Annotated in this window: 14 protein-coding genes, 1 other RNA gene and 1 pseudogene; 6 read left to right on the top strand and 10 right to left on the bottom strand. The window is 72.1% G+C overall.

Translation table 11 applies throughout. The features are described from left to right. Nucleotides 1-9 precede the first annotated feature (9 nt). The 4 genes from OG852_RS29445 to OG852_RS29430 all read right to left on the bottom strand — a co-directional run bounded on the left by OG852_RS29445 (nt 10) and on the right by OG852_RS29430 (nt 7,620). Nucleotides 10-4,929, bottom strand: a complete 4,920-nt coding sequence (locus OG852_RS29445) for a ricin-type beta-trefoil lectin domain protein (RefSeq protein WP_330349458.1) — start codon at nt 4,927-4,929, stop codon at nt 10-12. 405 nt (nt 4,930-5,334) lie between these two features. Next, nucleotides 5,335-5,729, bottom strand: a transfer-messenger RNA (tmRNA) gene (ssrA, locus tag OG852_RS29440). A 104-nt stretch (nt 5,730-5,833) separates the two neighbouring features. Next, nucleotides 5,834-6,376 (bottom strand): SsrA-binding protein SmpB, encoded by a 543-nt coding sequence (smpB, locus tag OG852_RS29435; protein WP_133915117.1) that lies wholly within the window; start codon nt 6,374-6,376, stop codon nt 5,834-5,836. Nucleotides 6,377-6,444: 68 nt separating this feature from the next. Next, entirely contained in the window at nt 6,445-7,620 is a 1,176-nt protein-coding gene (locus OG852_RS29430; protein WP_133914964.1) for a S41 family peptidase, read from the bottom strand. Nucleotides 7,621-7,794: 174 nt separating this feature from the next. On the opposite strand from OG852_RS29430, the pseudogene OG852_RS29425 reads away from it, so the two are divergent. Then, nucleotides 7,795-8,175 (top strand): annotated as a pseudogene (locus OG852_RS29425) (RNA-guided endonuclease TnpB family protein); the annotation flags it as partial. A gap of 148 nt (nt 8,176-8,323) precedes the next feature. On the opposite strand, the gene ftsX reads toward OG852_RS29425, so the two are convergent. Further along, nucleotides 8,324-9,241, bottom strand: coding sequence for a permease-like cell division protein FtsX (gene ftsX, locus OG852_RS29420; RefSeq protein ID WP_133914963.1), 918 nt, complete (start codon nt 9,239-9,241; stop codon nt 8,324-8,326). Between the two features lie 42 nt (nt 9,242-9,283). Then, nucleotides 9,284-9,973 carry a cell division ATP-binding protein FtsE gene (ftsE, locus tag OG852_RS29415; RefSeq protein WP_059203505.1) on the bottom strand — a complete coding sequence of 230 codons (690 nt, stop codon included), beginning with the start codon at nt 9,971-9,973 and terminating at the stop codon, nt 9,284-9,286. Nucleotides 9,974-10,221: 248 nt separating this feature from the next. On the opposite strand from ftsE, the gene OG852_RS29410 reads away from it, so the two are divergent. After that, entirely contained in the window at nt 10,222-10,413 is a 192-nt protein-coding gene (locus OG852_RS29410) for a hypothetical protein (protein ID WP_133914962.1), read from the top strand. 101 nt (nt 10,414-10,514) lie between these two features. On the opposite strand, the gene OG852_RS29405 is transcribed toward OG852_RS29410, so the two are convergent. From OG852_RS29405 to OG852_RS29390, 4 genes are all read right to left on the bottom strand, one after another. Further along, complete coding sequence (locus OG852_RS29405; protein ID WP_330349457.1) at nt 10,515-11,342, bottom strand: hypothetical protein; 828 nt, start codon at nt 11,340-11,342, stop codon at nt 10,515-10,517. 284 nt (nt 11,343-11,626) lie between these two features. Further along, complete coding sequence (prfB, locus tag OG852_RS29400) at nt 11,627-12,733, bottom strand: peptide chain release factor 2 (protein WP_133914960.1); 1,107 nt, start codon at nt 12,731-12,733, stop codon at nt 11,627-11,629. Between the two features lie 63 nt (nt 12,734-12,796). Then, nucleotides 12,797-14,044 carry a serine/threonine-protein kinase gene (locus tag OG852_RS29395; RefSeq protein ID WP_330349456.1) on the bottom strand — a complete coding sequence of 416 codons (1,248 nt, stop codon included), beginning with the start codon at nt 14,042-14,044 and terminating at the stop codon, nt 12,797-12,799. Between the two features lie 111 nt (nt 14,045-14,155). Beyond that, nucleotides 14,156-15,871 carry a serine/threonine-protein kinase gene (locus OG852_RS29390; RefSeq protein ID WP_330349455.1) on the bottom strand — a complete coding sequence of 572 codons (1,716 nt, stop codon included), beginning with the start codon at nt 15,869-15,871 and terminating at the stop codon, nt 14,156-14,158. A gap of 386 nt (nt 15,872-16,257) precedes the next feature. Between OG852_RS29390 and OG852_RS29385 the strand changes: the two genes are divergently transcribed. The 4 genes from OG852_RS29385 (at nt 16,258) to OG852_RS29370 (ending at nt 23,594) form a co-directional block, all read left to right on the top strand. Beyond that, on the top strand, nt 16,258-19,767 hold the full coding sequence (locus tag OG852_RS29385; RefSeq protein ID WP_330351521.1) for an FHA domain-containing protein: 3,510 nt from the start codon (nt 16,258-16,260) through the stop codon (nt 19,765-19,767). Nucleotides 19,768-20,015: 248 nt separating this feature from the next. After that, a complete protein-coding gene (locus tag OG852_RS29380; RefSeq protein ID WP_330351520.1) occupies nt 20,016-21,398 on the top strand; it encodes an ABC transporter substrate-binding protein in 1,383 nt (460 codons plus the stop codon). A gap of 4 nt (nt 21,399-21,402) precedes the next feature. Further along, nucleotides 21,403-22,746 carry a carbohydrate ABC transporter permease gene (locus tag OG852_RS29375; protein ID WP_443064577.1) on the top strand — a complete coding sequence of 448 codons (1,344 nt, stop codon included), beginning with the start codon at nt 21,403-21,405 and terminating at the stop codon, nt 22,744-22,746. Beyond that, entirely contained in the window at nt 22,743-23,594 is an 852-nt protein-coding gene (locus OG852_RS29370) for a carbohydrate ABC transporter permease (RefSeq protein WP_133914957.1), read from the top strand. Before OG852_RS29375 ends, OG852_RS29370 begins: the two co-directional genes overlap by 4 nt. The last annotated feature ends 107 nt before the right edge of the window (nt 23,595-23,701 follow it).

Raw genomic sequence — 23,701 nt, 5'->3', positions numbered from 1 at the left:
GCTCGGGACCTACTTCGGGTAGCAGGTCTGCACGTAGTAGCCCCGGGGGTGCTTCGGAATCCCCGGACCCTTCGGCGCCCTCACCAGCTTGATGTAGTAGCCGTTGCCCGCGGCCGTGGGGGCTCGGCCCAGCCTGGTCCCGTCGGCGTAGTACACCGTGCCGAGGGAATCACCCTTCGGTCCGAAGAACCCCGACCAGTCCAGGTCGGGCTTGTTGCCCCGCAGCCAGTTGCTGATCATGCTCGCCTTGTCGGCCAGGGCGGCGTCGACGACCTTCTGGGCCGTGTCCTGGTCGACCCACACGCTGTTCGGCGTGTCCCGGCCGTACTTGGCCGTCTTCTGGGTGGCCAGCGCCTCGGCCGCCGCCCTGTTGGGCGTCACGTGCTCCGTGATCGTGTGCGCCAGGCCGGGGAACTTGGCGCCGTCGAACACGATGTCGTTGCAGTTGTGGACCAGCACCGGAGTGCTGCCCGCCACCGCGTAGAACGTGTGCAGACCGGACACCGTCAGGTCGTAGACCGTCCGGGGCGCCCGGTCGTCCCGGTCCCGCACCGCCGCCACCGTACGAAGGGTGCCGTCGGAGGTGCGCACACCGTCGCCGGCGCGCAGGTCGGACGCGAACGTCCAGTCCCGGCCGGTGACGTAGAAGCGGTGGCCCGGCGTGCTCGTCAGACGCCCGCCGTCGGCCAGGGTGATGTCCAGCAGGTCCTCGGTCGGGTGCGAGAACGTGCGGGTGACCGGCTCGGCCCGGGTACGGCCGGTGAGCGGGTCGGTGGCCAGGAGGAGGTCGCCGAAGCGCACGTCACGGATCGCCTTGCGGCTGCCGTCGGCCAGCACCACCTCGGTGGCGCCGGGGAAGCTGTTGAGCTTGCACGCCGTGCGCGCGTCCTCGTACGCCTTCACACTGCGCTCGATCTGGGCCAGCGTCTCCGGGTCCACGTTGTCCAGCGCCTTCAGCGCCTTGAACGCGTCGGTGACCCCGATCCCGGTCTTCATGGCTGCGTCCAGGGCACGGAGCCCCTCCGCGACCTTCGTGAAGGCCTTGCCGGGGATGAAGTTGGACGCGAACCAGGCGCAGCCCGCCTTGTCACCGTGGTAGCAGCGGACCGCGTCGCCCAGCACGACCTCGTAGAGGACCGCGCCGAGGGTGTCCCCGAAGAGGGCCTGCCAGCCCAGGCGCGTGATGTCACCCGCGGAGAAGTGGTGCGTCCACTCCTGCTTCTGGTCCTTGAGGACCACCGTCTTGAGGAAGAGCGTGTCCTCCGCCGGGCAGCCCGACTCGGTGGCGGGGACGTCGGGGTTGGTGCAGAGGTAGTAGCTGACCGTGAGGTCCAGGTGCAGTTCGTACGTCACCGTGCAGCCCTGCAAGGTGTAATCGCACTTGTTGAGCTGCTTGGCCGGGGCCGCGTCGGTCATCTTCTCGATGACGTAGAAGACACCGTTCTCGCCGGTGCCTGCGCCCGCCTGGACCTGGCCGTTGGCCTCCTTGCGCTCCGCCGAGTCCGCCGCCTGCTGGGCCGACTCCGCGTACTTCTGGGCGTCCTTGGCGGCCTGTTCGGCGAGGGTGGCCTCGGCGTCGGCGCGGTCGGCCGCCGCGCGGGCGTCCTTCGCGGCCTGCTCGGCCTGGGAAGCGGCCGTGCGGGCGGCCTCCGCGTCCAGGGCGGCCTGGTCGGCCGAGGCGCGGGCCTCGGTCGCGTAGCCCTCCGCGCGGCCCGCGGCCTTGTCGGCGGCCGCCGCGTCGACGCCGGCCTGCTGGTCGTACTCGATGGTGCGGGCCAGCGAGGCCTGCGCGTCCGCCGCGTACTGGGCGGCCTCGGAGGCGTAACCCAGCGCCTCCTTCGCCGACTTGCGGGCGGTCGCCGCGAAACCGGCGGCCTCCGCGGCCAGCGTGTACGCCGCCTTCGCGTCGCCCGTCGCCGCCGCGGCGAGGCTCGCCGCCTGGTCGGCGTTCTTCTGGGCGTTCGCGGCGTGCGCGTCGGCCACCGCCTTCTGCTGCTCGGCGATCGTCTTCGACGACTGGCCCGTCAGGACCACCAGCCCCGCGGTGGCGTCGGTGTCGACGTACGGGGAACCGAGCTGGACGGCGTCGTTGGCCGGGGCGGCGACCTGCTGCGCCGAGGCGCCGGCGTCGGCGGCGGCCTGGGCGGTGGTGTAGGCGTGCCCGGCCGCGTCGGCCGCCGAGGCGACCGCCTTGACCGACTCCGCCTTCGCCGCGTCGGCCTGGGCCTTGGCGTCGGCCGCGTGCTTGTCCGCCTCGTCGGCCAGCTTCACGGCCGTCCGGGCGGCGGAGGCGGCGGCCTCGGAGGCCTTGATGGCGTCCGCGGCGGCGCTCGTCGCCGTGCGGACGGCGGCGTCCGCCTTCAGCTTGGCGGCCTGGGCGGCGTCCGCGTCGGAGCGGGCGCGCTCGGCGGCGGCCTCCGCGCGGGTGGCGGCGGCGTCCGCGTCGGCGGCTGCCTGGGTCGCGGCGTTGGCCTCGGCGCGGGCCGAGGTCGCCGCGGACTCCGCGTCGTCGGCCGCCGAGTCGGCCGCGTCGGCGGCGGCCCGGGAGGCCTTGGCGTTCGCGTCGGAGTCATGGGCCTCGGCGTAGGCGTCCTTGGCGTCGGCCTTGGCGCGGGCGGCGTTCGCCTTGGACTCCGCGTCCCAGGCGTCGTCGCGCTTGCCCTTGGCGCGGTCGCGGGCGGCCTCGGCGTCCTGACGCTTGCCGCGGGCGGTGGACTCGGCGCTCTCCGCCCGGCCCTTGGCCTCGTTCGCGGTGGTCGCGTAGCCCTCGGCGTTCCTCTTGTGCTGGGCGGCCTCGGCCTGCTTGGCGGCGGCGGTCTCCTTCTCCGCCTTCGCCGTGGCCTCCTCCGCCTCCGCCGCGAGCCGCTTGGCGTGCGCGTCGGCCGCCGCGGCCTTGGCGTCGGCCTCGGCCTTCCGGGTCTCGGCGAGCTTCGCCTTCGCCAGGTCACGGGCGGCCTTTGCGGTCTGCGCCTGGACGGCGGCGGCGTCGGCGGCCGCCTTCGCCTGGGCCCGGGCCTCGTTGGCGGCGGCCGTACGGAACGCGGCCTTCGACTGCGCGGCCTGGGTCAGGGCGCGGGCGGCGATGGTCTCGCTGTCGCCGACGGCGGCCTTGGTGGCGGAGTACGCCGTGTCACCGGCCTTCGACAGCGCCTCCAGGGCGGCGGCCGACGCCTTGGTGACCTGCGCCTTCTGCTGGGCGACCAGCAGACCGCGGCCGCGCGGGGCGCCCGCCCTGTCGGCGGTCGCGTAGGCGGCCTGGGTCGCGGTGTCCGTGTCGGTGGCGGCCTTCTTCGCGACGGCGGCCTGCGCCTTCAGCAGATCGAGCTGCTTCTTCGACGCGGCCTGGGCGTCCGTGACGCCCTTCTTCGCCTTGTCGAACTGGGCCTTCGTCGGGTAGTCGAGGTCGTCGGTGCCGGCGTGAGCGGAGGGGACGACGTCGAACTGCTGCGGGGCCTTGCCGGTGCAGTCCCACATCCGGCCGTCACGGCTGTTGGTGTAGTCGGCGAGGTCGAGGCAGTTGCCGGTCGCCGGGTTGTACAGCCGGGTGGTGCCGTGGGTGCCGTACTCCCAGTTCTGCGAGGTGCTGGTGGAGCAGGTGGAGATCTGCACGGCGGTGCCGTTGGCGTTCGCGCCGCCCTTGACGGTCAGGCACTTGCCCGAGTTGGGGTTGACCAGGTGGTCGCCGGAGATCTGCCACTTCTGCCCGGCGCCGCCGTTGCAGGTGTAGATCTGTACGACCGTGCCGTTGTCCTTCTTGGCGCCCGCCACCTCCAGGCACTTGTCGGTGGCGCCGTGGGCGTGGACGACGAACGGGCTGTCGCCGATCCAGCCCGGGCCGCCGGCCGACCAGTAGTCCTGCCAGCGGGCGAGGTGGTCGGCGATCCAGGACTGGCCCAGCATCTCGCCGAGCGCGGAGGCGCCGTCGGCGAGGGACTTGGTGGCGTCACGGCTCGCGTTCAGGATCTGGTTGCGCTGGGTCGCCTGCGCGGCGATCTCCTGCTGCCATTCGGCCGAGGCGGTGGCGACCTCCTTGCCGAGGACCTTGCTCGGGTCGGCGGGGCTGTGCCAGTCGCAGGAGGCGAACCGGGCCTTCAGGTCCTCGACCGCGATGCGGTACTCGACGCTGCCCGGCTCGGGCGCGGTGCGCGGGAAGCCGCCGGAGGACAGGAAGATGCGGGCGTCGTCGGCCCACTGCTCGTGCATGAAGACGCGGTCTTCCCAGGCCCGCTGCTCGGCCAGGGCCCGGTTCCACTCGGCCTGCGGAAGGCTCGGGTCCGGGTCCTTGCCGTAGAGCGGGGTGCCGAGGTCGGTGACCGCCTTCGCCGTCGCCTCGTCGGCCTTCGGGGTGGGGTCCTCGTAGTAGTCGCCCTCGCTCTTCCACCACTGGGCTCCGAGCCACGGGGTGATGCCGACCTGCTGGAAGTAGTCCTGGCCGCGTCCGGCGAGGCCCGGCGGGTCGGTGAAGTCGGCGACGCTGCGGAAGCCGCCCGGGTAGGAGAGCCCGGACAGGGGCTTCTTCCACTCGCCGAGCCGCCCGTACAGGTCGATCTTGTCGATGTCGTCGCGGTCCTTCTGGAACGCGGTGCTCAGCGCGGTGGTGTTCCAGTACTGCCGGTCGGCCGCCGTGTGCAGCTTGTCCGGTGGCTGGTTCAGACCGTTCTGGGCGACGCCGTACATGGCCGGGCCGCCCATCCGCAGCACCTCGGTCATGAGGCACTGGTCCTGGCGGAGCTGTTCGGCCGCCTTCGCGTCGAAGCCGTCGTAGCTGTCGGCCACGGGCGCCATGTCGTCGGCCGCGTACCGGCCGAGCAGCGACGGCTGTACGGCGAGAGAGCCGAGGACGGCGGCCGCGACGGTGGCCGTCAGCAGTGTGGAAAGTGGCCCGGACCGTGGTGATCCGGGTCTGATGAACCCTCGTACGGGGCGCACGGAAGCATCCCTTCATCGCATGGTGGGCAACCGGGGGTCGCCCGTGCGGCAGGGCATGCGTGAAGAGCCGGCTCGCGGCATGACGAACGGTCTGTCTCTCCCCGTCGGCGACGGTGTCCCCCCGGTCGCCTGTCGTCGCGCACGATGACGGAGTGGTCGGCTCCGTCGGGCGCGGCGATCACCTTACGCAGATGTGACGGGTTCAGGACAAGGGTTTCTGAGAGAAGTGTGAGAAACGTGATGACGGTGGGCCCCGACGGGCGGGCCCGGACAGCACGAAGGCCCCGCCGCGTATGCGACAGGGCCTTCGTCCACATGGGATGAGGGGGTCCGGGGGTCATGCCCCCGGATATGGGGCGAGGTGGCCCGCGCTCGCGCTTTCTGCGAGCACAGGCCACCCCCATCTCGTGGAGATGGCGGGAATCGAACCCGCGTCCAACGGTGCGGAACCAGGGCTTCTCCGTGTGCAGTTCGCTGTGATTTTCTCGGCCCCGGCGATCACGCGAACAAGTCGCCGACGGGCCCAGTCACTGTTTGATTTCCCTCTTCACCCCGTGACCGGGATCAAGGTTTAGTCCCCTAGCTGATGCCAGGAACCGGGTCGGGAACGAGCCCGGGCTGACACTCCCATGAAGGAGCTAAACGATCACTACCTGATCAGGCAGCGAGAGCGTAGAGCTCGGGAGAATCGCTCTTGGAATTGGCGATTATTTTTTTCGGCCTGTGGTTTACGAGATCATGGCCGCTTTCTCGACACGCTTCCCCTGCTTCGACAGCCGCTGTCGAAACCGATCATCCCCATGTTGTTTTTTCAAACCCTCCGAAGACGGGCCTGCACCCGCTGTGGAGTGCGGTGCCATCGTACGTGACCAACGCGGCCCGATGCCACCGTATTCCCCCGGGGTCAGAGCGCCCGCTGCCGCCGCTTGGCCGCCGCGATCGCCCGGTCCGTCTCCCGGCGGTCCTGCTGCTCGCGCAAGGTCTGCCGCTTGTCGTACTCCTTCTTTCCTCGCGCCAGCGCGATCTCGGCCTTCGCCCGGCCGTCCTTGAAGTACAGGGCGAGCGGCACGATCGTGTGACCCGTCTCCTCCGCCTTGACCGCCAGCTTGTCGATCTCCTCGCGGTGCAGCAGCAGCTTGCGCTTGCGCCGCGCGGAGTGGTTGGTCCAGCTCCCCTGGCTGTACTCGGGGATGTGGGCGTTGTACAGCCACGCCTCACCGCCGTCGATCTGGACGAAGCCGTCGGTCAGCGAGGTCCGTCCCTGACGCAGCGACTTCACCTCGGTGCCGGTGAGCACCAGCCCGGCCTCGTAGGTGTCGATGATCGCGTAGTCGTGGCGGGCCTTCTTGTTCTGGGCGACGATCTTGCGCTTGCCGCCCTTCTCGCCGTCCTTGGCCTTGGCGGCCGCCCCGCCCTGCTTGGGCTGGGACTCCTTCGGTACGTACATTCCCTTGCTCATAGTCCCGCCATTTTCGCACCTGGAGGGGGTCGGAGGGAAAGCCGATTACCCGAGGCTCAGGACGGGTCCCCGAGGCCGCTGAGCACCGTCTCGGCCCGCTCCAGCGCCCCGTCGGTCACCTCCAGGTCGGGGGTGATGCCCTTGCCGTCGACCGCGCGGCCGGAGGGGGTGCGGTAGTGGCCGACGGTGAGTTCGGCGACGGAGCCGTCGGGCAGTTCGCTCGGCATCTGCACCGAGCCCTTGCCGAAGGTGCGCGAGCCCACGACGACCGCGCGGCCCCGGTCCTGCAGGGCGCCGGTGACGAGCTCGGCCGCGCTCATGGTGCCGCCGTCGACGAGGGCGACGAGGGGGCGGCCGGTGTCACCGCCGGGAGCGGCGTGCAGGGCGCGCTGGTCGCCGTCGACGTCGTACGTGGCGACCAGGCCGCCGTCGAGGAAGACGGAGGCGGTGGCGGTGGCCTCGGCGACCAGCCCGCCGGAGTTGCCGCGCAGGTCCAGGACGATCCCGGCGCCGGCCGGGGCCGCGCGGACGGCGGAGCGGACGGCGTCGCCGACGCCCTTGGTGAACGCGGAGATCCTGATGACGGTGGCGCCGCCGGGGACGCGGCGGACGGTGACGGAGTCCGTGGACAGCAGGGCCCGGCGCAGCGTCTCGCTCCAGGCGCGGGCGCCGCGCTGCAGGCCGAGGGTGACGGTCGTACCGGCGGCCGCGTCCTTGGCGTCACCGCGCAGTAACGAGACGACCTCGGTGACCGGACGGCCGTCGACCCCGTGTCCGTCGACGCTGCGCAGCCGGTCCCCGGCGCGGATCCCGGCGCCGGCCGCCGGCGAGCCGGACCGCACCTTGGTGACCTCGATCCGCCCGTCCGTGTCCCGCCGCGCCCACAGGCCGACGCCCGTGTAGCGGCCGTCGAGGGATTCCTCGAACTCCTCGTACTCGCCCGCGGAGTAGACGGCGGCCCAGCGGTCCCCGCTGCGGCTCACCGCGCGTTCGGCCGCCTCCAGGGGGGACTTGCCGACCGCGGCGGCCTCCTCGGCCGCGCGGGTCACCTCCTCGGAGTGCCCGGCCGACGCCTCACGCGCCTCGCGCGCCTCCCCGGACGCGGCCCGCCGGCCGTCGCCGGGCAGCGCCCCGGTCGCCGCACCGGCGACGAGCACGCTCGCGAACACCAAGGTCAGGGCGGCCCCGCGGCCGAAACGGCGGGGCTGACAGAACAGGTCGCGGCCTGACATGGCGGTGAGTCTAGGCCAACGCGACGAGCCGTATGCGCCCTTGACCGCACGACTCCCGTGGCATGCGTCACCGCCGCAGTCGAAGTGGGGAAGGCGGAATCGGACAGTGCCGTCAGATCAACCGCTGATCGCGATCCGGGGTGAAGTGCCACCGATGGTGGAGGAGGTGACGACGTGGTCTCAGCACCAGAGGCGGACCGGGCCGGTCATGCCCGGTTCACCTACCGGCTGCGAGTGTCGTCCTCCGCCCGAACTGCGCTGTTGGCCGAGTGGGGCCGCTGCCGGTGGGTGCGGAACGAATGTGTTGCCCGTTGTAAGAAGGCCTACCGCGAGGGGGAGAAGTGCGGCCCGGCTCGCCTGGACAAGACGCTGACCGAGACCCGCGCGGTCACGCCCTGGCCGGCCGAGGGGGCATCGGTCCCCCAGCAGCAACTCATCCGCGACTTCGGCAGGTCCCGCGCGAAGGCTCTCAAGGACATCAAGGACCGTCTGCCGGTCAAGCAGCGGGCGGGGATGCCCGGCTACAAGAAAAAGCACGAGGACGGCCCGAGCCTGTGTCCGCCAGAGACAAGAACTCCGCACGTGTGATGCTCGTCCGGGCAGGTCTGGACCCGGCTGGTGTCGAGGGCGCAAGACCTCCTGGAGCGCTGCTCCAGGAGGCTGCCTGAGCCAGGAATCCCCTCCCGTCGGGGGAGGGGAGCGGTCAGACCTTGAGGTACTTGCGCAGCGCGAAGAACGCCGCCAGGGCCGGCATCAGCAGGCTGGTGGCGAGGATCAGCGGAAGCTTCGTCAGGACCGCGTCCCAGCCGATGAAGTTGATCAGATTCAGCTTCTCGGACAGGGCGAGGCCGTGGTCGATGATGAAGTACCGGGCGATCACCAGGAAGCCGCAGGCGACCGTGCCGCCGATCAGCCCGGCGACCGCGGCCTCCGCGATGAACGGCGCCTGGATGTAGAAGCCGGAGGCGCCGACCAGCCGCATGATCCCGGTCTCCCGGCGGCGGCTGAACGCCGAGACCCGCACGGTGTTCACGATCAGCATCAGCGCGACCACCAGCATCAGCGCCATCACCGCGCGCGCGGCCCAGTTCATGCCGTTGAGCAGCCCGAACAGGTTGTCCAGGATGCCCTTCTGGTCCTGCACGGACTGCACGCCGTCCCGCCCGTCGAAGGCGGTCGCGATGACCTGGTACTTCTCCGGGTCCTTCAGCTTGATCCGGTACGACTCCTGCATCTGGTCCGGCGTGAGCGAGGCGGCCAGCGGCGAGTCGCCGAACTGCTCCTTGTAGTGCTTGTACGCGTCGTCCTGCGACTCGTACGTCACCGTCTGGACCACCGACATCTTGTCGAGGTCGGACTTGATCTGCTTCTTCTGGTCCTCGGTGACGGCGCCCTTGGCGCAGTTGGGGTCGGACTCGGCGTCGCTCTTGTTGCAGAGGAAGATCGAGACGTTGACCTTGTCGTACCAGTAGCCCTTCATGGTGCTGACCTGGTCGCTCATCAGCAGCGACCCGCCGAACAGGGCGAGCGACAGGGCCACGGACACGATGACGGCGAAGGTCATCGTCAGATTGCGACGGAGACCGACGCCGATCTCGGAGAGTACGAACTGGGCACGCATGGCGTGTTCTTGAGGCCTTTCCGGGAACGTCTGCGGGGGCGGTCAGTGCTGGTAGCCGTAGACGCCGCGCGCCTGGTCACGGACGAGGCGGCCCTTCTCCAGCTCGATGACGCGCTTGCGCATCTGGTCCACGATGTTCTGGTCGTGCGTGGCCATCACGACGGTCGTGCCGGTCCGGTTGATCCGGTCGAGCAGCTTCATGATGCCGACGGAGGTCTGCGGGTCGAGGTTGCCGGTCGGCTCGTCGGCGATCAGCAGCTTGGGCCGGTTGACGAAGGCCCGCGCGATGGCGACGCGCTGCTGCTCACCACCGGAGAGCTCACCGGGCCTGCGGTCCTCCTTGCCGCCGAGCCCGACCAGGTCGAGCACCTGCGGCACGGACTTGCGGATCTCGCCCTTGGACTTGCCGATGACCTCCTGCGCGAAGGCGACGTTCTCCGCCACCGTCTTGTTCGGCAGCAGCCGGAAGTCCTGGAAGACGGTCCCGAGCTGGCGGCGCATCTGCGGCACCTTCCAGTTGGAGAGCCGTGCGAGGTCCTTGCCCAGGACGTGCACCTGGCCGTGGCTGCACCGCTCCTCGCGGAGGATCAGCCGCAGGAAGGTGGACTTTCCGGAGCCGGAGGAGCCCACGAGGAAGACGAACTCGCCCTTCTCCACTTCCAGGGAGACATCCCTGAGTGCGGGGTGGGTCTGCTTGGGGTAGACCTTGGAGACGTTGTCGAATCGGATCACGGGTGCACCACGGGTCGCCGGGGGTAGATGAGCGTGACCATACGCGAACCGGGTGCGCGAGCGCAGTCGTCGGGAGGGGTTGCGGCAGGCTTGTGCGTTTTTGTACGGGAGTTTGTCACGGAGTTTGTCCGGCCCCCTCTGTGGACGGGCCGCGCGGCCCCGCCGGGAACCTGGCACAGTGGAGGGGGAACGTTCCCGGCCGCGGGAGCGTTGAGGTACGTGGAACCGGTGCAAGGAGGGCGAGGCGCATGACGTACGACCGGCTGGTGTGCGCTAACTGCGCGGCGCCCGTGAGCGAGGGCCGGTGCCCCGTGTGCCGTGCGAACCGCGAGCGGCTGCAGCAGGAGAGCTTCCTCGGGGGCCTGAACCCCATGGCGCTGATCGCGCTGCTGGCGGTCCTGGTGGCGGCGGTGGCACTGCTGGCCCACCAGACCGCGTAGTCCGCGGTCCTACGACGCCGAAGGGGCCCGGAGCTTTGTCAGCTCCGGGCCCCTTCGCGCGTACGTTCATCACCTCACGTCGCGCACAGGAACGGCTGCCGTCAGGCAGCGGCCCCGCGGCCCGCGACGACGCGCGGCAGGACGCGGAAGGCGACACCACCGGCGATCATGGTGGCGGCGCCGATGATCAGGAAGGTGGTCTCGCCGGCACCGGTCTCGGCGAGCTCCCCGCCACTGCCCTGGGCCGAGGTGTCGGACGAGGCGTCCGAGGTGTCGGTCAGCGCGGAGGTGCCCTCCTCCTGGGTGGAGGTGCCGTCGGCGTCCGTGCCCCCGCTGGTGGAGGAGCTGCCACCGTCGGTGGAGGAACCACCGGTGCTGGAGCTGCCGCCGGAGGTGGAGCTGCCGCCGGTCGAGTCGTCGCCGGACGTGCCAGTGGTACCGGTGGTGCCAGTGGTACCGGTGGTGCCCGTGGTGCCGGTGGTGCCGGTTGTACCCGTGGTACCGGTCGTGCCAGTGGTACCCGTGGTGCCGGTCGTACCGGTGGTACCCGTGGTGTCCGTGCCGGTGGTCCCCGTGGTACCGGTCGTGCCGGTGGTGTCCGTGCCGGTCGTACCGGTGGTACCGGTGGTGCCGGTGGTGTCCGTACCCGTCGTGCCCGTGGTACCGGTGGTGTCCGTGCCGGTCGTACCGGTGGTGCCGGTGGTGTCCGTACCCGTCGTGCCCGTGGTGGTGCAGACCCCGATCGGGTCGCACGGGTCGGGGTCGTCCGGCGTGGTGACTTCGGTGTTGTCGGACGTCGAGACGAGCCCGCTCAGGCCGTCCTCGTCCCCCGCGGCCGAGGCGACGCCCGCCACGGTCAGCGAGGCGCCCGCGGCGATCACGGCGCCGGCGGCGAGGCGCGCGACCCGGATCCGCGTCTTCTTTGTCATAAAGCTGCTACCCCCAGTAGCTGAATCGTCGATGAGGGCGCGCTCGGGGCGGTGATCGACGGGGGTAGCTGAACTACTGGCTGAAACCCCCCGGTTCACATGCGCCCCGAAGATACGCATGCCACACTGCACCCTCCCGATTTTTCAAAGCAACGTCAAGGTCGTTGCGGGCGCAATGTCCAAGTCGGGGGACTTTGACCGAGGTTGAAGCCGCGAATGTGACGTAAAAGGCAAGAGGAAAGGCAACTGCCCCTGATCCAGGGGCAGTTGCCTTGTCGACAAACCTACTTCTCCTGCTGCTTGCGCCAGCGAATCCCCGCTTCGAGGAACCCGTCCAGCTCACCGTTGAAGACGGCCTCGGGGTTGCCGACCTCGAACTCGGTGCGGAGGTCCTTGACCATCTGGTACGGGTGCAGGACGTAGGACCGCATCTGGTTGCCCCAGGAGTTGCCCCCGTCGCCCTTCAGCGCGTCCATCCTGGCCTGCTCCTCCTGCCGGCGCCGCTCGAGGAGCTTGGCCTGCAGGACGTTCATGGCGGTCGCCTTGTTCTGGATCTGCGAGCGCTCGTTCTGGCAGGAGACGACGATGCCGGTCGGGAGGTGGGTGAGCCGCACCGCCGAGTCGGTGGTGTTGACGCCCTGGCCGCCGGGCCCGGACGAGCGGTAGACGTCCACCCGCAGCTCGGACTCGTCGATCTCGATGTGGTCGGTCTGCTCGACCACGGGGAGCACCTCGACGCCCGCGAAGGAGGTCTGGCGGCGCCCCTGGTTGTCGTAGGGCGAGATGCGCACCAGCCGGTGGGTGCCCTGCTCCACGGAGAGCGTGCCGTAGGCGTACGGCACCTGCACGGCGAAGGTGGTCGACTTGATGCCGGCCTCTTCCGCGTACGACGTCTCGTAGATCTCGGTCTTGTAGCCGTGCTGCTCGGCCCACCGCAGGTACATGCGCTGGAGCTTCTCCGCGAAGTCGGCGGCGTCCACGCCACCGGCCTCGGCGCGGATGTTCACGAGCGCCTCGCGGGAGTCGTACTCCCCGCTGAGAAGCGTCCGCACCTCCATCTCGTCCAGCGCCTTGCGGACGGCGGCGAGCTCGGACTCGGCCTCGGCACGGGTGTCCGGGTCGTCCTCCTCCTCGGCCATCTCGAAGAGCACGGCGAGATCGTCGATCCGCCCGCGCAGGGTGTCGGCCTTGCGGACCTCCGCCTGCAGGTGACTCAGCTTGCTGGTGATCTTCTGCGCCTCGTCCGGGTTGTCCCACAGGGACGGCGCGGCCGCCTGCTCCTCGAGCACGGCGATGTCTGCCCTCAGCTTGTCGAGGTCCAGAACGGCCTCGATCGACTCCATGGTCGAGGAGAGGGACTTGAGCTCTTCGGATACATCGACGACTGCCACGCCCTCCAGCGTAACGGACCCGCCATCCGCTCCCCTCCGACGTGGGTCACGACCCCGGGGGGCCTACGGGGTCGGCGGGGCCGAGGTGCCCGTGTCCTGCGGGGACGCGCCCGCGTCGTCGCCCGAGGTCGCCGCCCAGGTGCCGATCCCCACCGCCGCGACCAGCGCCACCGCCGCCGCGCCCAGCGTGATCCGGCGCCGCCGGGTGGTCGCCCGGTTCCGCGCGGAGCCCGGCCGGGGCGCCCCCGCGGCCCGCGGCACCCGTGCCGTCCCGTGCGCCCCGCCCGCCAGCTCGTCGGGCGCCGGCACCCGCATCGAGGTGTGGGTGTCCCGGTTGGAGTCGGGCTTGGCGCCGGGCACCAGCGGCACCGAGCCCCGCCGCACCCGCCCGGAGGGCGCCGCCGGGGCGGGCGAGGCCGTGTCCGAGGGCTCGCCGCCCTCCGGGGCCGGCTCGGTGTCGGGCTCGTCCACGTCGAGCGGCGGCATCCCCGCCAGCGTCGGCAGCTGCTCCCGCAGCCGCGCCGCGAGCTCGGACGCCCGCAGCCTCGACGCGGGCCCCTTCGCCAGGCACTGCACGATGAGCTGCCACAGCTCGTCCGGGATGCCGGGGAGCGGGGCGACCGTCTCGGTGACATGGCGCCGCAGCACCGCGCCCGGATGCCCCCCGCCGAACGGGGTGAACCCGGCCAGCAGCTCGTAGAGCACGGTCGCGAGCGCGTAGATGTCCACGGAGGCCCGCGGCGGCAGCCCCTCCACGATCTCCGGCGCGAGATAGTCCGGGGTGCCGATGATCTTCGTGGCGCGGGTCCGCTTCGGGGTGTCGATCAGTTTCGCGACCCCGAAGTCGGTCAGCAGCGCGCGGTGCGAGCCGCCGGGGCCCAGCGGACCCTGCATGTCGAGCAGGACGTTCTCCGGTTTGACGTCCCGGTGCACGACCCCGGCGGCGTGCGCCGCGGCGAGCCCCTCCGCGACGTCGGCGACGATCGCCACCGCGGCCTCGGGCGCGAGCCTGCGGTCCCGGTCGAGCCGGGTCCGCAGATCGGTGCCCCGGACCAGGTCCATGACGAGCGCCAGGTCGTTGCCGTCGACGACCAGGTCCCGTACGGAGACCACGTTCGGGTGTTCGAGCCCGAGCAGGGCCGTGCGCTCCTGCACGAAGCGGCCCACGAGCTCCTCGTCGGAGGCGAGGTCCTCGCGCAGCAGCTTGATGGCGACGGGCCCCTCGGGTCCCTCGCCCAGCCACACCGTGCCGGCGCTGCCCCGTCCCAGGATCTGGTGGGCGGTGTACCGGCTGCCGATCTTCCGTGCCAAGACTGCTCCTACCGACGCGTGTTGCCGAACAAAGTACGCGTCCTACGAGCCAACCTTCACCGCGGAGACGGAAATCACCCGCCAGATGTCGACAAGTCCACAGAGTCGTGGTCAGGGCTTGCCCGGTCCCCCCGAGTCCCCGCCCAGTTCACCGACCCAGTTCGTGAACTGGTTGAACAGATGCGTCAGCTCGCCCCACCAGGTGCGGCCCGTCCCGATCCAGTCCTGGAGCGGGCTGAACTCCCAGATCAGCCAGCCGGCCACGAAGAAGATGACGATCGTGAACAGACAGCCCTTCAGACAGCCGAGGCCGGGGATCTTCATCGGGTTGGCGCTGCGCTGCCTCGGCTCCCGGGGCTGCCGCGGCTCGGGCGCGGGCCGCTGCGGCTGCCGCTGGGGCTGCTGCTGCGGGGCCGGAGCCGGGGCGTACCGCTGAGGCTGCTGCTGGGGCTGCCGCGGCGGCGCGTACTGCTGCTGGGGCTGCGGCTGATGGCCGTACCCGCCCTGCTGCTGCGGGTATCCACCCTGCTGAGGCCCGTATCCGCCCTGCTGGGGCCGCTGCGGCGGCTGCTGCGGGCGGGCGACCTGCCGCTGGGGGCGGCGGCGCAGCGGGTCCTCGCCGGGGTCGAGGTACTGCTGGACCTGCGTCTGTTCGTTGCGGTCGCGGGCCGCGCGGAGCTGGGTCTGCCAGGGGTGCGGCTGCTCGGGCTGCTGCTGTCCCGGCTGGTGCTGCGGCACCGGCGGCAGCACGGCCGTCGGATCGGCGCCGCCGCCCGGGCCGCCGGTGTGCGGCAGGACGGCGGTCGGGTCGGCGGCTCCGGCGGGGCCGGCGGTGTGGGGCAGCACGCTGGTCGCGGCGTTCGGGTCGTACGCCCCCTGGTGCGCGCCCGCGTCCGCGCCCGGCACCTGTGCGGGCGCCGGGTCCGGGGCGAGCAGATGGACGACGCCCTCGGCGGCGGCGATCTGCATCGAGTTGGCGTGCACCCCGATGCCCTCGGCGACGATCCGCAGCCCGCGCGCGAGGTTCTGGGCGCTCGGCCGGCCCTCGGGGGACTTGCTCAGGCAGCGCTCTATGACGGTCCACAGCGGGTCGGGCACGGTGGAGGGGCGGCGCGGTTCGGCGCTGAGGTGCTGGTGGAGCACCTCGAGCGCGGAGCCGCCGGCGAACGGCGGACGGCCGGTGACCAGTTCGTACAGCAGGATGCCGGCGCCGTAGATGTCGACCGCGGAGGTCTGCGGGCGTCCTTCCGCGGACTCGGGCGCCACGTACGCGGGCGTGCCGACGAACTCGCTGGTGCGGGTCAGGCCCGGGGAGTCGGCGAGGCGGGCGATGCCGAAGTCGGTGAGCATCGGGTGCATCTGGCCGCCCTCCTGCTTCAGCAGGACGTTGGCCGGCTTCAGGTCGCGGTGGACCACGCCGTCGGCGTGGCTCGCGGCGAGCGCGTCGGCGACCTGGGCGGTGAGCAGCGCGGCGGCGACGGGCGTCAGGGGCCCGTTCTCGCGCAGGTAGCGGTGCAGGTCGGGGCCGTCGACGAGGTCCATGACGAGGGCCAGCAGATCGCCTTCGACGACCAGGTCGCGGACCCGGACGATGTTGGGGTGGGTCAGGCGCAGCAGCACGGACCGCTCGCGCAGGAACCGCATCACGACGTCGGGGTCGCTCGCGAGCTCCTCCTTGAGGACCTTGATCGCGACGGTCTCCCCGGGCTGACCGGGCACGGCCGCCTCGGCGCCCGCGGTCTCGCGCTGGCGGGCTCGCCAGACGGTGCCCGTGGCGCCGCGTCCGAGCGGCTCCTCGAGCAGGTACTTGCTGCCGACTGGCCGCACGTCACGCGCTCCCTGCTGCTTGCTTGCCTGTTCTGCCTGTGTTCGGACCACTGTAGTGCCGTGGTCCTTGTACCGGGCTGTCCTCTTCCTATGGGCCCTGCGTACGGTTACGTGCCTTCTTCCCTGCCCGTTCGACAGGAAGACGCGCCCCCCGGTCCCCCGGTTGCCACAGCCCGGCGTGACCGATCTCAACTGATCGTCGTCCGATCGCCGGCGACGCAAGGTGCAGGCACTTTTGCGGGCAGAGCCGACCAATCAAGATCACTTGCCTGCGGGCGGTGGGCGGATTGTCGGTGACAGGTGCGAGGATGCCTGCAGTACTGGCCGATGTGCTCGTGTGGGGTGGGGGGTTGTCCGCGCCCGGGCAGAAGGGACCGCTGACGGCGATGCAGATCCGGCTGACCGTCGTAGACCCGCTGGGCGCGCCCGCGGACGCGCGGGGCCGCGCCGCGAGCTGCGACGTACTGGTCACGGCGCCCGCCGGCACGGCCCTGTCGGCGGTCGCGTCCGCGCTGGCCGCCGTGGTCGCCGGGGAGAGCGCGGGGGGCGCGCCCGTCGTGCTGTACGCGGGCGCGGAGAGGCTCGACGGCGGGCGCTGCACGCTCGGCGAGCCCCCGCTGATCGACGGCGCGGTCCTCGCCGTGGGCACCCCGGCGGACCCCGAGCCGCATCCCGAGGTCGACGACGCCCCGGCCCGGCTGCACGTGGTGGCGGGCCCGGACGCCGGCGGGGTGCATCTCCTGCACGGCGGTCAGGTCCGCGTCGGCCGCTCCGCCGAGGCGGACGTCCCGTTGGACGACCCGGACGTCTCCCGGCTGCACTGCGCGGTGACCCTCTCCCCCGACGGCCGCGCCACGGTCGTCGACCTCGGCTCCACCAACGGCACCACCCTGGACGGCGACCGCGTCCCGTCGCGCCCCGTCCGGCTGGCCCCCGGCGCGCTGCTGAGGGTCGGCGAGTCGGCCCTGCGGCTCGCTCCCCCGGGAGGCCCGGGAGCCCGGGTGGCCACCACCCCGGACGGCGAGGGGCACGTGCGCGTGCCGTGCGACGCCGGTACGACGGAGAGCGCGTCGCCCTCGACGGCGGCGGGCGGAAGCCGTACGGGCGCAGGGCACGCGCGCGGGACGGCCGCCGCCGGCCCGACCGGTACGGCCCGCGCGGCCCAGGCACGCGGGACGGGCGCCGGGCAGCCGGGCGGCGTCGCGGGCGCCGCCGGAACCGGACCCGGAACCACCCCCGCGCGCGTGCCGGGAGCGCGGACCGGCGACCCGGAGCCGGCCGGGACCCCCGCGCCGCCCCACGGCCCGACCGGCCACACCTACGGAACGGTCGACTGGACCGGCGCCCCGGCCCCCCGCACCCCCGGTGAGACCCCGTCCGTCCCCGGCCAGGGCAGCGCACCGCCCCTCGAGAGCCACCGGCCCGCCGACGGGGCCCGCCCCGCGACGGACCGCCACCCCGCGCCCCCCTCCGGCTCGTCCCTCGACACGCACGCCGGCCGCGCGAGCCTGGACTCCCTCACCCAGCCCTACGCCGACGCCCCGCACGACGGCACCAGGGGCCCGCACACCGCCGACCCCGACGAGGACCCGCCCTTCGCGTCCCGCCGCAAGGGCACCCCCCTGCGCGGCACCGACGTCCCGCCCGGTGTCCGCAAACGCGGCGGTCTCTCCGCGTGGGCGCGCCGGCTGGCCGGCGGACGCGGCGGCGGGCAGGACACCCCTGGCACCGGCGACCCCGACGACGTACCGGGCGCCGAAACCCACTCCTCGGCCGTCCCCGCGCCCGCGCCGGAGACCTGGCCGGACCCGGCGGCCCTGCTGCTGACGGCGCTGGCCCCCGGCCCCCGGCTGTGGGAGCGCGGCCCGGGGCACCCGGAGACGCTGACGGTCCGGCTCGGCACGGCGGACCGGGCCGCGCCGGACGGCACCGGCCTGCTGCCCGCCGTACCGGTGACGGCGGGCCTGCGCGAGGCGGGGGCGCTGGGCCTGGCCGGGCCGCGCCCACGGCTCGCGGGGCTGGCCCGCGCGGTACTGGCGCAGCTCGCCGCGCTGCACTCCCCGGACGCCCTGGAGATCGTCCTGATCAGCACGGACCGGGCGCGCGGCGAGCAGGAGCGCACCGCGGAGTGGTCCTGGCTCGGCTGGCTGCCCCATCTGCGTCCCGGGCACGGGCAGGACTGCCGCCTGCTGCTCGCCTACGACCACGACCAGGCCGCGGCCCGCACCGACGAACTGCTGCGCCGTCTGGCGGACCACCTCCCGGACGGCGCCCCGGCGCCCCGTACCGCGCACCGCCCGTCCTGGGCGCGGGCGGAGGACGGGGAGGGCTTCTCCGGGCCGTACACGGTGGTCGTCGTGGACGGCGACCCGGGCGGCGCCGATCTGCGGGAGGCGGTCACGCGGCTGGCGGTGGCGGGGCCCCGGGCCGGCATCCATGTGCTGTGTCTGGCCGAGACGTCCGCCGTGTCGCCGGCCGCCCCGGTGACGCAGGCGTACGAGGCGGCCTGCGCGGCGGCGCCCGTGTTCCGCGCGTGCGGGGCGGTGGCCCTGCTGAGCGGGGACGTGGCGACGGCGCTGCGGCTGTTCCGGGTCGCGCCGGAGGGCGACGGCAGGACCGGCCCCGTGGGCCGGGGCACGCTCGCCGCCGTGGACGCGGTCTCCCCCGCCTGGGCCGAGCGCTTCGCCCGCGCCCTGGCCCCGCTGCGCCCCGACGGCGGCGGGGAACGGCACACGCGCGTGTCGGCGCCCCTCCCCCCGTCGGCGCGGCTCCTGGACGAGCTGGGCCTGGCGCGGGCCACGCCGGCCTCCCTCATGGCCCGCTGGGCGGACGCGGCCGACGACACAGAGGCGCTCGGCGGCCGGGCCTGGGCGGTGCTGGGCGCGGGCCCGCGCGGCCCGGTCGCGGTGGACCTCGCCGCCGAGGGCCCCCACCTCCTCGTCGAGGGCCCGCCCGGCAGCGGTCGCACGGAACTGCTCCGCGCGATCGTCGCCTCCCTGGCCGCCGCCGAGCGGCCGGACCGGCTGAGCGTGCTGCTGCTGGACGGCCGCGACACCGTCGGCAAGGGCACCGGCGGCCAGGGCGACGGTCTGCGCGTCTGCACGGACGTCCCGCATGTGACGGGCCATCTGACCGCCAACGACCCGGTCCGGATGCGGGAGTTCGCGCAGTCGCTGAGCGCCGAGCTGAAGCGGCGGGCCGAACTGCTCGGTCTCTCCGACTTCGCCGAGTGGCACACGCACCGCGAGGTCTCCGGCCGGATCGTCCCGCAGCGCACCCCGGCCGCCCCCGCGCAGCCGGCCGCCGGCGCCGCCGACCTGGACACCCCGCCCAGCTCCACGCTGCGCCTGCGCCCCTCGGCGGCCGCCCGCCGCCGGACCGAGTCACCGGCCGCCCCCCTGCCCCGTCTGGTGGTCGTGGTCGACGACCTCGACGCGCTCGTCTCCCCCGCCCTGGGCTCCCCCGGCCGCCCCGCCGCGGGTTCCGTCATGCGCGCGCTGGAGGCGGTGGCCCGCGAGGGCGACCGGCTCGGGGTGCACCTCGTGGCGGCCACGGCTCCCGACGCCCGTACGGCGGAGTCGGAACCGGCGCGCCGTTCCACCGTTCGGATCAACCTCGATGCCCCGGGTTCCGGCGCCGACGAACCGGCCCCCGGCCGGGGCCGTCTCAAGGGCGCGGACGGCCGCCTCACCCCGTTCCAGGGCGGCCGCGTCACGGGCCGCATCCCCCGCACGGCCACCCTGCGCCCCACGGTGGTCCCGCTGGAATGGCACCGCATGGGCGACCCGCCCACCCGCCGCCCGGTCCGCGAACTGGGCAACGGCCCCACGGACCTGGCACTCCTGGCGAGCGCCCTGGAAAGAGCGTCCCGTCAGCTCAGCCCGTCCGGCGTCTGACGAACGGCACGAGAATCAGCCCGTCAGGCGTCCGAGGACGAGGCCCGTTCAGGGCCGAAGCGGGGGCCCGGGGGCGGCAGCCCACGGATCCCCGCCCGCCCGGAGAAACGTGCACCCAGCAGTCACGAGGCGGTCACGATCTCCCGCTCCACCGCGCGGGCGCTCTTGCCGACCTTCGTCACCCGGCGTAGACCAGTGCTCACGGGACAGCGCTCGACGTTCGACGAGAACCGATGAACGGGGTCGTGATGCGCAGGACGAGCAACACCATCCGGACACGCAGGACCGTGAAGGCGGCCGCCGCGCTCGCGGCGGGAGCCCTCGCGCTCTCGCTCACCGCGTGCGGCGGGGACGACGACAAGAGCACCGGCAACGGAAGCGGCACCGGCACCGAGGACACCGGCGGCGGGGTGACCCTTCCCAAGCTGAACGGGACGACGCTCGAGGTGGCCGCCGTGTGGACCGGCGCCGAGCAGGCGAACTTCAAGAAGGTTCTGGCGGAGTTCGAGAAGCGCACCGGCGCGAAGGTGACCTTCGTGCCCGCGCAGGACCCGATCATCAACTTCCTGGGGTCGAAGATCGCGGGCGGTGCGCCGCCGGACGTGGCGATGCTCCCCCAGCCCGGTGCGATCAAGCAGGCCGTGGACCAGGGCTGGGCGAAGCCGCTGGGCGCGGACGCCCTGAAGGAGCTGCAGAAGAACTACTCGCAGGGCTGGCAGGACATCGGCAAGGTCGACGGCAAGCAGTACGGCGTCTACTACAAGGCCGCCAACAAGTCGCTGATCTGGTACAACGCGCAGGTCTTCGAGAACGCGGGCGCGAGTGAGCCGGCGACCTGGGACGAGCTGCTGGACACCGCGCAGACGGTGTACGACTCGGGTGTCACGCCGTTCTCGATCGGCGGCGCCGACGGCTGGACGCTCACCGACTGGTTCGAGAACGTGTACCTCTCCCAGGCGGGCCCGGAGAAGTACGACCAGCTCGCCCAGCACAAGATCAAGTGGACGGATCCCTCGGTGAAGGAGGCGCTGACCACGCTCGCCCAGATCTGGGGCAAGAAGGACTGGATCGCGGGCGGCCCGGGCGGCGCCCTGCAGACGGAGTTCCCGGCGTCGGTGACGCAGACCTTCACCGGCGGCGACCAGCCGAAGGCGGCCATGGTCTACGAGGGCGACTTCGTGCAGGTCAACATCGCGGACACCAAGGCGAAGGTCGGCACGGACGCGAAGGTGTTCCCGTTCCCGAAGGCGGGCGACACCGCGCCGGTGGTCTCCGGCGGTGACGCGGCGGTCATCCTGAAGGACTCCAAGGGCGCGCAGGCCCTGGCGACCTTCCTCGCCTCGCCGGACGCCGCGACGATCCAGGCCAAGCTGGGCGGCTACCTCTCGCCGAACAAGAACGTCGCGATCTCCTCGTACCCGAACGAGGTCCAGCAGAAGATCGCCAAGGCGCTGATCGCGTCCGGGGACGACTTCCGCTTCGACATGTCCGACCAGGCCCCGCAGGCCTTCGGCGGCACGCCCGGCAAGGGCGAGTGGAAGGACCTCCAGGACTTCCTGAAGAACCCGACGGACGTGGCCGGCACCCAGAAGCAACTGGAGTCGGACGCGGCGGCGGCCTACGGGAACTGACCCGGTGAAGTCGGCCACGGCGGTGGGGGCGCCCGTAGCCCCCACCCCGCACCGCCCGCGCAAGAGCGTGACCGGCACCCGGATCTCCGTGGCGGCGCTGTTCCTGCTGCCCGCCCTGGTGCTGCTCGGCGCGCTCGTGGTCTACCCGATCGGGTACTCGGTCGTACGCAGTTTCTACGACCAGTCCGGCGACGGTTTCGCCGGCGTCGACAACTACAAGGCCCTCTTCACGGACGCCGGCATCCGCCAGGCCCTGAAGAACAACGTGATCTGGGTGGTGTTCGCGCCGACGGTGGCGACCGCCCTCGGTCTGATCTTCGCGGTGCTGACCGAGCGGGTGCGCTGGGGCACGGCGTTCAAACTGGTCGTCTTCATGCCGATGGCGATCTCGATGCTCGCCGCCGGCATCATCTTCCGGCTGGTGTACGACCAGGACCCGGACAAGGGCGTCGCCAACGCGGTGTGGGTGGGCGTGCACGACACGTTCGTCCAGGCGTCCGCGTTCCCCAAGGCCCACCCGGGCCGTGAGTCGCCCCTGAAGGCCGACGACGGCGGGTACGTCACGAGGACGACCGTGCGCCCCGGTGAGCCGGTCGCCCTGCCCCTGGTCGGTGTCGCGCCCGACCAGATGCCCGACGACGCGAAGAAGGCCGTACCGGCCGAGGCCGACCCGGGGAAGATCACCGGCACCACCTGGCAGGACTTCACCCGGGGCAGGGGCGTCGGCACCCTCGGCGCCCCCGACCCCACCGAACTGGGCTATGCCGGGATGCGGATCGAGGCGGTGAAGGACGGCAAGGTGGTCGCGTCCACCACGGCGGCCGACGACGGCACGTTCAGCCTGCCCGCCCAGGCCGACGGGGCCCGTCTGCGGCTGCCCGCGAGCAACTTCAAGGAGCCGTACAACGGTCTGGACTGGCTGGGCCCGTCGCTGGTCACACCGGCGATCATCGGGTCGTACATCTGGATGTGGGCGGGTTTCGCGATGGTGCTGATCGCGGCCGGGCTCGCCGGGGTGCCGCGGGAACTCCTGGAGGCGGCGCGGGTCGACGGGGCGAACGAGTGGCAGGTGTTCCGCCGGGTCACCGTCCCGCTGCTCGCACCGGTCCTGGCGGTCGTCACCGTCACCCTGATGATCAATGTGCTGAAGGTGTTCGACCTGGTGTTCATCATCGCCCCGGGCTCCTCGCAGGACGACGCGAACGTGCTGGCCCTGGAGCTGTACCGCAAGGGCTTCTCGGAGAACCAGCCCGGCATCGCCAGCGCGATCGCGGTGTTCCTGCTGCTGCTGGTGATCCCGGTGATGTGGTTCAACGTGCGCAGGCTCAGGCGGGAGGTGCGGCGATGACGACGGCGGGCAGGTGGCTGATCGAGAAGGTCAACGGCGGTCTGGTCCGGGTCTTCCTCCTCGTCGTCGGCCTGTTCTGGCTGGTGCCGACGATCGGACTGCTGATCTCCTCGCTGCGCTCCCCGGAGGACCTGAGCGCGAGCGGCTGGTGGACGGTGTTCTCCAAGCCCTCCGAGCTCACCTTCGACAGCTACCGCAAGCTCCTGGAGAACGGCGACATCACGGACTCCCTCGTCAACACGGTGCTGATCACCGTCCCGGCGACGCTCCTCGTGGTGTTCATCGGCTCGCTCGCGGGATACGCCTTCGCGTGGATGGAGTTCCCGGGCCGCGACTGGTGGTTCCTGGCCGTCGTGGGCCTGCTGGTGGTGCCGGTGCAGGTGGCTCTGATCCCGATCGCCGAACTCTTCGGCGAGCTCGGCCTGTTCGGGTCGGTCTTCGGGGTGATCCTGTTCCATGTCGGCTTCGGTCTGCCGTTCGCGGTGTTCCTGCTGCGGAACTTCTTCGCGGAGATCCCCCGCGAACTGCTGGAGGCGGCCCGCCTGGACGGGGCGGGTGAACTGCGCCTGTTCTTCCGGGTCGTGATGCCGCTGGGCGGTCCGGCGATCGCGAGCCTGGCCATCTTCCAGTTCCTGTGGGTGTGGAACGACATGCTGGTGGCGCTGGTGTTCACCGACGCCGACAGCCAGCCGATCACGGTGGCCCTGCAGACACAGGTACGGCAGTTCGGCAACAACATCGACGTGCTGGCGCCCGGCGCGTTCATCTCGATGGTGATCCCGCTGGCCGTGTTCTTCGCGTTCCAGCGGCAGTTCGTGTCCGGGGTGATGGCGGGCGCCGTCAAATAGCCCGGTGCACAACGGGCCCGAGGGGGCGGGACGTCACGGTCCCGCCCTCCTTCGTTCATCCGGAATCCCCCGAATGCCGTACGAACCGTAACCGATTCACTCCATCG

Origin of the sequence: Streptomyces sp. NBC_00582, from assembly GCF_036345155.1 — a bacterium.
GTDB lineage: Bacteria > Actinomycetota > Actinomycetes > Streptomycetales > Streptomycetaceae > Streptomyces.
Note: the sequence above shows the minus strand (reverse complement) of the source record. Positions and strands in the feature narration are given on the sequence as shown.